The sequence below is a fragment of the Streptomyces sp. SID3212 genome (assembly GCF_009865405.1).
Classification (GTDB): domain Bacteria; phylum Actinomycetota; class Actinomycetes; order Streptomycetales; family Streptomycetaceae; genus Streptomyces.
The window spans coordinates 1-9,617 of record NZ_WWJY01000590.1; the positions used below are offsets into that span (position 1 = coordinate 1).

The 9,617-nt window shown below is 70.8% G+C and carries 10 protein-coding genes, 1 tRNA gene and 1 pseudogene; 8 read left to right on the forward strand and 4 right to left on the reverse strand.

All coding sequences use genetic code 11. The features are described 5' to 3' along the window. On the reverse strand, positions 1 to 651 hold a 651-nt coding region (locus GT042_RS17715), incomplete at its 3' end, for a transketolase (protein ID WP_161309685.1). A 71-nt stretch (positions 652 to 722) separates the two neighbouring features. Beyond that, positions 723 to 1,445 (reverse strand): transketolase, encoded by a 723-nt coding sequence (locus GT042_RS17720; RefSeq protein WP_161309686.1) that lies wholly within the window; start codon positions 1,443 to 1,445, stop codon positions 723 to 725. A gap of 135 nt (positions 1,446 to 1,580) precedes the next feature. Between GT042_RS17720 and GT042_RS17725 the strand changes: the two genes are divergently transcribed. From GT042_RS17725 to GT042_RS17760, 8 genes are all read left to right on the forward strand, one after another. Continuing rightward, positions 1,581 to 1,654: transfer RNA gene (locus GT042_RS17725), tRNA-Pro, on the forward strand. A gap of 201 nt (positions 1,655 to 1,855) precedes the next feature. Further along, complete coding sequence (locus GT042_RS17730; RefSeq protein WP_345943813.1) at positions 1,856 to 2,713, forward strand: STAS domain-containing protein; 858 nt, start codon at positions 1,856 to 1,858, stop codon at positions 2,711 to 2,713. Then, complete coding sequence (locus GT042_RS17735; protein WP_161309688.1) at positions 2,710 to 3,153, forward strand: STAS domain-containing protein; 444 nt, start codon at positions 2,710 to 2,712, stop codon at positions 3,151 to 3,153. Before GT042_RS17730 ends, GT042_RS17735 begins: the two co-directional genes overlap by 4 nt. After that, a complete protein-coding gene (locus GT042_RS17740; protein ID WP_161309689.1) occupies positions 3,150 to 3,548 on the forward strand; it encodes an anti-sigma regulatory factor in 399 nt (132 codons plus the stop codon). The genes GT042_RS17735 and GT042_RS17740 overlap by 4 nt, the downstream gene beginning before the upstream one ends. Next, positions 3,536 to 4,780, forward strand: a complete 1,245-nt coding sequence (locus tag GT042_RS17745; protein WP_161309690.1) for an ATP-binding SpoIIE family protein phosphatase — start codon at positions 3,536 to 3,538, stop codon at positions 4,778 to 4,780. Before GT042_RS17740 ends, GT042_RS17745 begins: the two co-directional genes overlap by 13 nt. Then, positions 4,777 to 6,093 (forward strand): PP2C family protein-serine/threonine phosphatase, encoded by a 1,317-nt coding sequence (locus GT042_RS17750; RefSeq protein ID WP_345943814.1) that lies wholly within the window; start codon positions 4,777 to 4,779, stop codon positions 6,091 to 6,093. Before GT042_RS17745 ends, GT042_RS17750 begins: the two co-directional genes overlap by 4 nt. Before the next feature lie 155 nt (positions 6,094 to 6,248). Beyond that, the gene (locus GT042_RS39165; protein WP_161309691.1) at positions 6,249 to 6,806 is read left to right on the forward strand and encodes a MarR family transcriptional regulator; all 558 of its coding nucleotides are present in this window, start codon (positions 6,249 to 6,251) and stop codon (positions 6,804 to 6,806) included. Next, entirely contained in the window at positions 6,803 to 8,473 is a 1,671-nt protein-coding gene (locus tag GT042_RS17760; RefSeq protein WP_345943815.1) for an MDR family MFS transporter, read from the forward strand. The genes GT042_RS39165 and GT042_RS17760 overlap by 4 nt, the downstream gene beginning before the upstream one ends. 100 nt (positions 8,474 to 8,573) lie before the next feature. On the opposite strand, the gene GT042_RS17765 is transcribed toward GT042_RS17760, so the two are convergent. Together GT042_RS17765 and GT042_RS17770 are read right to left on the reverse strand one after the other, a co-directional pair. Further along, a complete protein-coding gene (locus GT042_RS17765) occupies positions 8,574 to 9,089 on the reverse strand; it encodes a hypothetical protein (RefSeq protein ID WP_161309692.1) in 516 nt (171 codons plus the stop codon). Between the two features lie 221 nt (positions 9,090 to 9,310). Next, positions 9,311 to 9,617 (reverse strand): annotated as a pseudogene (locus tag GT042_RS17770) (HSP18 transcriptional regulator); the annotation flags it as partial.

Below are 9,617 nucleotides of genomic sequence, written 5' to 3' on the forward strand. Positions count from 1 at the left end.
GTCGAAGGGCCGCACGGTGGTCGCGTACAGCACGGTCGTGTCCAGCCCCTCCGTCGCCGCCAGTACGTTGTCCAGCATCGGCCCGACGGCGACCACCACCCCGCCGCGCCCCTCGCGCACGGTCCGGAACCCCGGCCCGGTGAGCGGCGTCGGCCGGGCGTTGCTCTGCTCGGACAGCCGCACGTAGTCGCGGCCGTCCCCGGCGGCGGCGCGCCGGATCAGGGCCTCGGCCTCGTCGGGATGGCCGGGGACATGGATGTGCCAGCCGTCGAGGGTGTCCATGAGCGCCACGTCGCCCGGCGACATATGGGTGAGACCACCGGCCGGCCAGTCGTACGAGCCACCCGCGCTCACCAGCACACCGCCCACGCCCTGGTGCCCGAAGTCCAGCTTCACCTGCTCGAAGGGCCGTTCGACCAGAAAGCTCGCGAAGGTGTGCACGACCGGCCGCAGCCCGGCGAGGGCGAGCCCGGCACCCACCCCGATCAGCAGCTGCTCGCGGATGCCGACGTTGATCACCCGGTCGGGATGGCGGCGCGCGGCCCGGGTGAAGCCGTCCCTGCTGATCTCGGCGAGCACGACGGCGAGGCGCGGGTCCTCGTCGAGCAGCCGGGAGGTGGTGGCGATGAACCGTTCCCGCATGGTGTCCATGGAAACAACTCCGGAAGTTCGTGAGGGGTCCGTGATTTCCGTGATTTCTGTACGGAGGGACTCGCCGACGCTCATGACTTGGGCTCCACCTGGGCCACGACCGCCAGGGGAACGCCGTCGTGCGGTGCGGTGAAGGCTCCGTACAACGCCTCGTGGTCCCGGCCGTCGACCGTCCGTACGGACCAGCCGGCCGCCTCGAACCGCGCGGCGATCCCGCCGGGCCGGCTGTGGCTCGCGGAGCGGTTGTCGATCACCACGGTGTGGAGCTGCCCGAGCCCGGCGGGCCCCGCGAAGGCGACGGCCTCGTGGTTGCTGCCCTCGTCCAGCTCGGCGTCACCGATCAGCACCCACACCCGGGGGTCGGTGAGACCCTGAGCCCGCAGCCCGAGCGCCGTCCCCACGGCGAGCGGCAGCCCGTGCCCGAGCGAGCCGCTGCCGATCTCGACCCCGGGCAGCAGCGTGCCGTCGGGATGGTGGCCGAGGGGCGAGTCGTACGAACCGAACCCGGGGAGCAGCTCCTCGTCGAGGAACCCCTTGGCGGCGAGCACGGCGTAGTACGCCATGGGCCCGTGCCCCTTCGAGAGCAGGAAGCGGTCGCGGTCACGCGCGCCGGCGGTCGCGGGCGTGACCCGCAGCACGCGGTCGTAGAGCACCCAGAGCGTGTCGAGGGTGGAGGTCGCGGCGGGCCCGTGTTTCTCGTCGCCGGTCATCAGGGCCAGCAGCCGGTTCAGATCCTGATACCCGAGGACGTGCGCCGGGGCGCTCCCGGACGTCCTGCTCGATGTCTTCGTCATGCGGCCAACGCTCCAACATCAACCAAGCTTGAGGTCAAGCCCGCCGCGCGGGAAAAGCGGTTCGTGACCACCGGTCCGAGTGCGGTATTGTTCTCATGCGCGTTCGGCCAGGGGAAACCCCAGGTCAGCGTGGTTCGGGACGTGGCGCAGCTTGGTAGCGCACTTGACTGGGGGTCAAGGGGTCGCAGGTTCAAATCCTGTCGTCCCGACTTGCTTTTCGGCAGGTCGCAGGCGGTATCGGAGAAATCCGGTACCGCCTTTCCGTCGTTCGGGGACCAGTTGGTTGGGCGGCGGGTCCCCGGGGCAGCCGGACAGGGGCTGGAGATCGTGAGGCCAGTGCCGGGAAGTACTACCGATGGCCTAGTGTTCGGGAGGCCTGTAGGTGTTCGTATCGAGCAAGGATGTGCGTTGTGGCTGGTGAAAACGTTACGGGGCGTCTGGTGGCCCTGCTGTCCGGTGGTGGCGACGATTTCGCCGCGAACTGGGTGGCGGAGGTTTCCGGCTCCCTGGGTGGGCGTGTCAGCCGTAGCGAGGTCGAACAGGAACTGCGTGAGCTGTACGCCGCTCTGCTGGCCGCTCTGGGCCACGCGAGCCTGGACGCTCACGGCGAAGCGTTCGGCGAAGTACGCGCGCTCCTCACCGAGCTGTCACGCAACCGGGCCCGTCAGGGCTTCACCCCGTCGGAGACGGCGGTCAGCATCCTCGCGCTGAAGAACGTCCTGGAGCCGACGCTCACCGACGGTGATGGCAAGGATCTGCGTGCCTACCTCCAGCTGTCCCGTCTTCTGGACAGCCTGGGGCTGTTCACGATCGAGACCTACACGCAGGCGCGCGAGGAGCTGATCAGCGCCCAGGCCGAGCAGCTCCTGGAGCTGTCCACCCCCGTGGTCAAGCTCTGGGACGGCGTGATCGGCGTTCCGCTGGTGGGCACCCTGGACTCGGCGCGCACGATGGTCGTGATGGAGAAGATGCTCCAGGCACTGATCGACACGGGGTCCGAGCAGGCCATCATCGACATCACCGGTGTCCCGGCGGTGGACACCGAGGTCGCCCAGCACTTGCTGAAGACGGTCGTGGCCGCCCGGCTGATGGGCGCGGAGTGCACCATCTCCGGCATCCGGCCCCAGATCGCGCAGACCATCGTGGCCCTGGGCATCGACTTCGGCGACATCACCACCAAGGCCACGCTCGCCGACGCCCTGCGGCACGCGCTGCGCCGCTCGGGCACCACCCTGTCCGCCGGCGGGAAGAACGGGCTGAGCCGATGAGCGAGCGGGTGCCGGTCCTGCGCATCGGCCAGGTACTGCTGGTGTCGATCCAGACCGACCTGGACGACCACGCCGTCATGCTGTTGCAGGACGATCTGGCCGCGAAGGTCGTGGAGACCGGGGCGCACGGTGTGGTGATCGACATCACCGCAGTGGAGATCGTCGACTCCTTCGTCGGCCGGATGCTGTCCACCATCGCCTCCATCTCGCGCATGCTCGACGCGGAGACCGTCGTGGTGGGTATGCGCCCGGCCGTGGCGATCACGCTGGTCGAGCTGGGTCTGTCGCTGGGAGGGGTGACCACCGCGCTGACCCTGGAGAAGGGGCTGCGCGCGCTGGAACGTTCCCGGGAGCGTCCGGACTCCGGGGCCGGGACCGGCCCCGACGGCGCCGAGGTGGCCGCTGACGGGACGGCAGATCCCGACCAGGCCCTGCGGTGACCGAGCAGGAGCTGTCGATCACCGCCAACGACGGTGTCGTACTGGCGCGCCAGCTTGTCCGTACGCTGGCGCAGGAGTGCCGGCTCTCACTGGTCGAGCAGACGAAACTGGTGACGGCCGCGAGCGAACTGGCCCGTAACACCTTGATCTACGGAGGCGGGGGCACCATGACAGCCGCTCTGGTCTCCGAGCGGGGCCGGCGCGGCGTGCGCGTCGCCTTCGTGGATCACGGACCCGGCATCGAGGACATCGATCTGGCCCTGACCGACGGCTGGACCTCCGGCAACGGCATGGGCCTCGGGCTGTCGGGCTCCCGGCGGCTGGTCGACGACTTCCTCCTGGACAGCGCCCCCGGGCAGGGGACAACCGTCACGATCACCAAGTGGGCCAGGTGAGAACCGGCCCCCTCCTCGTCGACTGCGAGGACGTCGCGTGGTTCCGCGACCAGGCCGACGGCGCACGGGGCGCCGCGGCGGCGCTGGGCAGGCGCACCGGACTCGGTGAGCGGCGCACCGCCGAACTGGGCCTCGCCGTGGCGGAGTTGGTGACCAACCTGGCCAAGCACTCCGTCGACGGGTCGCTCCTGCTGCGCGCGGTGCGCACGGCGGACACCGCGGGGGTGGAGGTGGTCGTGGTCGACAACGGGCCAGGGATGCCGGACGTGCCCGCGGCCCGGCTGGACGGCGTGTCCAGCGTCGGCACCCTGGGTATCGGGCTCGGAGCGATCGGGCGGCTCGCGGACGTCTTCGACGTCCACTCCCGGCCCGGCCACGGGACGGTTCAGCTCGCCCGGTTCTGGCCCCGCCCCGTGCCCCGCGACCTGAGCGGCCGGGAGCCGGCCGTGGGCGGCCTCACCCGCCCCATCAGCGGCGAACGGGTCTGCGGGGACGCCTGGGCGACCCGTGTCGATCCCCACCGCCCGGAGGGCGACACCGGAGAGACCGGGGGCCGCGCCCGTACGCGGACCGTCCCCGACGCCGGCCACGCGCCCCCCTCCGCCACCAGCTGGGCTGCCCTCACCGGCCTCGCGTCACCGGCGCGCGCCACCGGGCTCTCCCGCTCTCCGGTCCGGCCCCGGGAATCGCCTCGTACGGTGCCCGTGCGCGCCGCGGTCGCGGGCCCCGGCCAGGGCGTCATGGTCATGCTCTGCGACGGGCTGGGGCATGGTCCGATGGCCGCCCTGGCCGGCCAGGCGGCGGTGCAGGCCTTCCGTACGAGTGACAGCCGCCTGCCCGAGCAGGCGATGCAGGACATCCACCGGGCCCTGCGCGGTACCCGCGGAGCCGCGGTGGCGGTGGCCCGCATCGAACCGGACAACGGGCGACTGCTGTTCTGCGGGATCGGCAACATCACCGCGGCCCTGGTCACCGCGACCACCCGGAGCAATCTGCTGTCCCATCCGGGCATCGTGGGTCACCAGACCCACGTGCCCCGTACGTACGAGCACCCGCTGCCCGCCCACGGCGCCCTGGTCATGCACTCCGACGGGCTCACGGAACGCTGGACCCCCGCCGACCTGTCCGGCCTGCTCACCCATCGGGCCACCGTGCTGGCGACCGGACTCATGCGCCAGGCAGGCACGCGCCGCGACGACGCCAGCGTGGTGGTCGCCAAGGAGCTCTGGTGACCGTGCCCACCGCCTTGATGAGCGTCTCGCTCGTGTCCGAACAGGACGTCTTCGCGCTGCGCCGCCAGGCCAAGACCGCTGCGGTCGCCGCCGGCCTGGAACCGCGTGACCAGGTGCGGCTGGCCGCCGCGCTGAGCGAACTGGGCCGCGACCTGTTGCGCCCCGAAACGGCGATGACGGCCTGCTTCCTGCTCGACGAGGCGTCGCTGCGGCTGCGGGTCGATCTCATCTGGGCGGACGAACGGGTCCCCAGCACGGAGTCCCTCGACGCGGTCGGGCGGCTGCTGCCCCAGACCCGCTACCACTCCGAGTCGCCGGGCCGCCGCATCGAGGTGAGCTGCGCCCTGCCGGCGTTCGCCGGCCCGAGAGCGTCGGCGAAGGCCGTCCGGGCGGCCCTGCGGGCAGAGGCGCCCGCCGCCGGCCCCCTGGACGACCTGCGGGCGCAGACCGCGGACCTCATGGCCGCCCTGGAGGAGTCCCGGGCCCAGCGCGACGAACTCGCCGGCCTGAACGCGGAACTGGTGGAGACCAACCAGGGCGTCATGGCCCTGTACGCGGAGCTGAGCGCCGAACTCGAAGAGACCAACCGCGGAGTCGTCGCTCTGTACGGGGAGGAACACCAGCTCGCCCTGACCCTCCAGCGCACCTTCCTGCCAGAACACCTGCCCGAAGTGCCCGGCGCGCGGCTCGCGGTGCGTTACCTGCCCGCCGCCGCCGAGAAGGAGATCGGCGGCGACTTCTACGAAGCCGTCACCACCCCCGCGGGCCTCCTCCTGGCGGTCGGCGATGTCGTCGGCCACTCCCTCCAGGCCGCGATCGTCATGGGCGAACTGCGTCACGCCCTGCGTGCCTACGCCGCCGAGGCCCACCCTCCGCACGTCCTGCTGGAACGCCTCGACCACCTCCTGGGACTCCATCACCGGGGGTGGACGGCCACGGTGTGCGTCATCCTCGTCGAACCCGGCCACGCGCGGATCCATGTCGCCAACGCCGGCCACCTTCCACCGCTGCTGATCTTGCCGGACGGCGAGGCCGGTTTCCTCTCCGAACACGGACCGCTGCTCGGGATCGGCCTCCCGCAGCCCCCCGCCACCGTCCACGACACGGCGTCCGGCAGTCGGCTCCTGATGATCAGCGACGGGCTCATCGAGACCCGCGACACCGATCTGTCCGAGCGGTTGGACGCACTGCGCCTCGCGGCGCTCGCCGGGCCGACCGACCCCGAAGACCTGTGCGACAGCCTGCTGGCGGCATTCGGAGCCGAGCAGGAGGACGACACCATCGTCTTCGCGGCCTGCTTGAACACAGCGTGACCGTCGCGGGCTGAACCACCGCCTCCCATGAACGCGCCGCCCACCAGGCGTGCCCACCGGCGTACGGCCGGCAGCGGTGCGTCGGGGCACCGCCAGGACAGGATATAGTTGCGTGATGCACGCAACTGGTTGCTGACGTGAGGGGAGGTGCGAGCGTGGGCGATCCGCCCCAGGAAGGGGATCCCGGCTCGTCGTCCGAGGGGTCCGGCAGCGGTGAGACCGTCCGGCAGCTCGCCGACGGTGTCGACCGCCTCATGCGGATGTTCATCCGTACGCGCGCCCAGTTGCTGGACCGCGCCCGCGACGACGTCGACTGGTCGGTCCAGATCGTGATGGGCGCCCTCGTCAAGAACGGACCCATGCGCGTCAAGAGGCTGGCGGAGCTGGTCCAGTCCGATCCCTCCACCGTCAGCCGTCACGTGGCCCAGCTCGTACGTGACGGCTTCCTCGAAAGGCGCGCCGACGCCGAGGACGGCCGTGCCTGCCTCCTGGTGGCCACCGACAAGGCCCGGCACACCGTCGCCGACCGGACCCGGTCGCGTGACGTGCACTTCGAGAAAATGCTCCACGCATGGGACGACCACGACCGTGAGCGGCTGGCCGCACTGCTGGTGCGATTCATCGACGACTTCGAAACGTACAAGAACGTGCTCGCCGACAAGGATTGGAAGGGCCTCGGCCCGGCGGCGGGCCGAGAGGAGAGCACCGCATGAGTTCCACCAGCGCCGCGTCCGCCGATATCGGCCCGGTCGGTACGGGGGAGACGCCCAGAACCGGTTACAGCCACCGGCAGATCATGGTCATCCTCTCCGGCCTGCTGCTCGGGATGTTCCTGGCGGCCCTGGACCAGACCGTCGTCTCGACCGCGATCTACAAGATCGGTGAAAGCCTCGACGGGCTGACCGCCCAGGCCTGGGTGACCACGGCGTTCCTCATCACGTCGACGATCGCCACGCCGATGTACGGCAAGCTGTCCGACCAGTACGGGCGCAAGCCCTTCTTCCTCTTCGCCATCGCGGTGTTCATCACCGGCTCGGCGCTCTGCACCCTCTCCACCTCGATGTACATGCTCGCCGGGTTCCGCGCGTTCCAGGGCATAGGCGCCGGCGGCCTGTTCTCCCTCGCCTTCGCGATCATCGGCGACATCATCGCGCCGCGTGAACGCGCGAAGTACCAGGGCTACTTCATGGCCGTCTTCGGTACGTCCAGCGTGCTCGGCCCGGTCGTCGGCGGCGCGCTGGCCGGCCAGGACACCCTGCTCGGCATCGACGGCTGGCGCTGGATCTTCCTCATCAACGTCCCGATCGGCGTCGTGGCGCTGATCGTGGTGGCCAAGGTCCTCCATCTGGAACACAACCGGCGCGAGCACCGCATCGACTTCGCGGGCGCCATCGCGCTCGTGGTCGCGCTGGTGCCGCTGCTGATCGTCGCGGAACAGGGCAGGACGTGGGGCTGGGGTTCCGGCTCCTCGCTCGCCTGTTACGTCATCGGCGTGCTCGGCGTCGTCGGCTTCCTGGTCGCCGAGCACCGGGCCGGGGACGACGCGCTGCTGCCGATGCGGCTCTTCCGCAACGGCGTGTTCGCCGTCGGGGCCGCCCAGTCGACGATCATCGGTATCGGCATGTTCGGCGGCATCACGCTGCTGCCGCTGTACCTCCAGCTCGTCAAGGGCAACTCCCCGACCAAGGCGGGTCTGCTGACCCTCCCCCTGGTGCTGGGCATCATGGCGCTCTCGGTCGTCGCGGGTCAGATCACCTCACGTACCGGCCGGTACAAGATCTTCCCGATCATCGGCGGCGCACTGCTCGTCATCGGCATGCTCATGCTGTGGCGGCTGTCGGCCGACAGCGGCCTCGTCTACACGGACGTCTCGATGTTCGTGGTCGGCGCCGGGCTCGGGCTGAACATGCAGACCATCGTGCTGGCCATGCAGAACGCCGTACCGCCGCGTGACATCGGCGTGGCCACCTCGTCCACCACGTTCTTCCGGCAGATGGGCGGTACGGCGGGTGTCGCCGTGTTCCTGTCGATCGTCTACTCCGTGGTGGGCGGCAAGATCAGCGACGCCTTCGCCGACGCACGCGGCACAGCGGCCTTCCAGGCCGCCGCGAAGGCCCACCCCGACCAGCTCAAGACACTGACGTCGGCGTCCTCCGGCTCGGCGGGCACACTCGACAACACGTCGTTCCTCAACCACCTCGACCCGGTTCTCGCCCACCCCTTCCGGGTCGGCTTCACGAACGCGGTCACGGTCGCGTTCCTGGTGGGTGCCGTGGTGTTGGTGTTCGCCTTCATCCTGGCCTTCTTCATCAAGGAGGTGCCGCTGCGCACCACGGCGGCGGCCTTCACCAAGGAGCCGGCCGAGAGCGAGGCGAAGTAGCGGGGCGACGGGTCCGCCGGCCTGCCTCAGGCCGGCGGACCCGTCGCGCCGTTCCGCCGGCCGGAGAGCCGAAAGACTCGAAGAATCGGGGTCGCCCGGGTCAGGGGGTGACCATGATCGCCTCGATCGACCGGTTCGCACCCGTCGTGCCGACCGTGATCCGGCCGCCCGCCACCCAGCCCTGCCAGCCGTAGCCGCTCAGGTGCGCGTTGGCCGCCACGCTTCCGCCCTGGGTCTGGAACTCGACGGCCTCGATCGGCAGCGACTGGCCGGTGGTGCCGATCTCCAGGGTCTCGCTGTCGTCGACGCAGACCCAGGACTGCCAGCCGATCGTGGAGACGTGCGCACGCGCGCACAGGCCGGACATGCCGGCCGTGATGAAGCGCAGTGCTTCGACGGCTCTGCCCTCGCCCGTGGTTCCCGACGTCACTCCGTTGCAGGAGTACCCACTCTCCCAGCCGACGCCCGCGACGTGTGCCTGGTAGCAGAGCACGCGGTTGGCCGCGCCCTGCGCCGTGCCCGCGCCCGACGGCGCGCTCCCGGCCCCGGCGGCCCCGGCGGTGCCGGCTCCGGCGAGCGAGCAGCCGAGAGCGAGCAGGGCACCTGCAAGAGCCATCGTCGGTAACGTGCGCATGGGTCATCCCCTCCTGGGGGTCGGCATGACTTCGACAACCAGCGGCAGTGCGTGCCAAGGATGTGCAAGCGCCCTCCACACCGTCAACACCGCGTGCACGGTCGCTCACCGCCCGGGCACAATCGGGTGTCGGCCGGCTCTGTGTCCCCCAGTCGGCTTTGTCGTTCTTGCGGCCCATTGGTGCGGCGGCGAGGGCGGGGGCGCTATGCGGGGCCGGTGGTGCCCCGGTGCAGGCGGTCGGTGTGGTCGGTGAGGGCGTCGACTTGGTCCGCGAGTTCGGGGTGGCCGGGGCGGAGGGACGGGCCCGTGGCGGCGAGGGGGGCCAGGAGCGCCGAGGGGTCGTTGTCCGCGAGGGCCTGGTGCAAATCCTCGACCAGGCCTTGTGAGGAGACCGGCAGGTCCGTGAGGGCGGTGATCCGGCCGGCCAGGCCGCGCAGGTCGGCGCCGTTGTCGCGGGCCCAGGCGGTGACACCGCGGTCCGCGGCGCGGCGGTCTCGGGTCGCCTGCACC

What these genes read in the sequence shown, in the direction of transcription:
- GT042_RS17720 (WP_161309686.1), bottom strand. Translation starts at nt 1,445, where the DNA reads ATGACGAAGACATCGAGCAGGACGTCCGGGAGCGCCCCGGCGCACGTC.
- GT042_RS17760 (WP_345943815.1), top strand. Translation starts at nt 6,803, where the DNA reads ATGAGTTCCACCAGCGCCGCGTCCGCCGATATCGGCCCGGTCGGTACG.
- GT042_RS17765 (WP_161309692.1), bottom strand. Translation starts at nt 9,089, where the DNA reads ATGGCTCTTGCAGGTGCCCTGCTCGCTCTCGGCTGCTCGCTCGCCGGA.
- GT042_RS17735 (WP_161309688.1), top strand. Translation starts at nt 2,710, where the DNA reads ATGAGCGAGCGGGTGCCGGTCCTGCGCATCGGCCAGGTACTGCTGGTG.